Below are 1350 nucleotides of genomic sequence, written 5' to 3' on the forward strand. Positions count from 1 at the left end.
CAGATAGCACTCTCCCTCTGAATCAATTCTGTTCTTCATCCAGCCATTCTTTTAGCTTTTTCTGTAACAGCTTTTTATCCGGCAAATATAATTTATACTCTTTTGCATAAATATTGGCATTTTCCGGGAGTGTTAAATCGACAAGAGCCTCATCACTTTGCTTACAGAGTAAGATACCAATCGTCGGATTTTCTCCCTCAATTTTCTCATACCGGTCATAATAGTTTACATACATCTGCATCTGTCCTAAGTCCTGATGTGTAAGCTCATCAATCTTAAAATCTATCAAGACATAGCACCTTAACAATCTGTTATACAGAACCAGGTCCACATAAAAATTTTTGTCATTAAATGTAAACCTCTTTTGCCGCTGTTCAAAGAGAAAGCCTTTCCCCAACTCCAAAAGAAACTTCTGCATTTTCCCAATTACCGCCGATTCCAGATCACTTTCATGATATGCTGCTTTATCCTCCAGTCCTGCAAACTCCAGCACATACGGAGTATGTAAAATATCTTCTGGTTTCTGCGGAACGGCACCTTCATTTGCCAATCGCATCACATCATTTTTATCTCTGCTCAATGCAAGTCTTTCATACAAACTGGAGTGAAATTGTCTTTTTAAGGTGCTTACATTCCAGTTAGAACGTATTGCTTCCTTTTCATAAAAGTCTCTTTCGTCCTTATCCTCTATACGCATAAGTATCTGATAATGTGTCCAGCTCAGCTTAAATGGCATTTTTTTGTATGCCGTTTCTAATTGTCCAATTCCTGATTGGACAATTCCAAAAGCCTGTTCAAATTGTCCAATTCCCGATTGGATAATTTCATCTTCTCTATCTTTGTAAGCCATGTAAAATTGACGCATTCCTGCAACATTGCTTCTTGAAAAACCTCTGCCATATTCTTCTGTCAAATATGATGACAAAGAATCCAAGACTTTTGCTCCATATTTTGCTCTTTCTGAACCCTGCTGTTCCTGCTCTATAATATATCTTCCAAGCAGAAAACTGGTAAGAACTGTAATTGCATTTGCCATTTGTCCCATATTACTTCTGGCACTGTCAATCAGCTTTTTTGATTTATCAAATAAATTTTGAAATTCGTTACTTTCTATTATTTCTAATTTTTCATTTTTCACACTAGAACCTCCAAACTGTCTATAACTGTCAGGTATTTTCTAAAATAGAAACATTCATTTTTCATCTGATATCATGACTCATACCGAAATTATACCTTACCCCATGATTTTTCTCAATCAATTTTATATGTCAAAAATTTGCCAAATTAAAAAAGCAGGTAGCCAGCCATTGCAACTGACTACCCACTCGATACCGCTATTCTTCTACCGCT

Annotated in this window: 1 protein-coding gene; it reads right to left on the reverse strand. The window is 36.3% G+C overall.

Translation table 11 applies throughout. The annotated features are described in order from the left end of the window. Nucleotides 1-22: 22 nt before the first annotated feature. Nucleotides 23-1138, reverse strand: coding sequence for a PDDEXK nuclease domain-containing protein (locus tag H8S17_RS16095; protein ID WP_186867892.1), 1116 nt, complete (start codon nucleotides 1136-1138; stop codon nucleotides 23-25). Nucleotides 1139-1350 lie beyond the last annotated feature (212 nt).

Origin of the sequence: Roseburia zhanii (assembly GCF_014287635.1) — a bacterium.
Classification (GTDB): Bacteria; Bacillota; Clostridia; order Lachnospirales; family Lachnospiraceae; genus Roseburia_B; species Roseburia_B zhanii.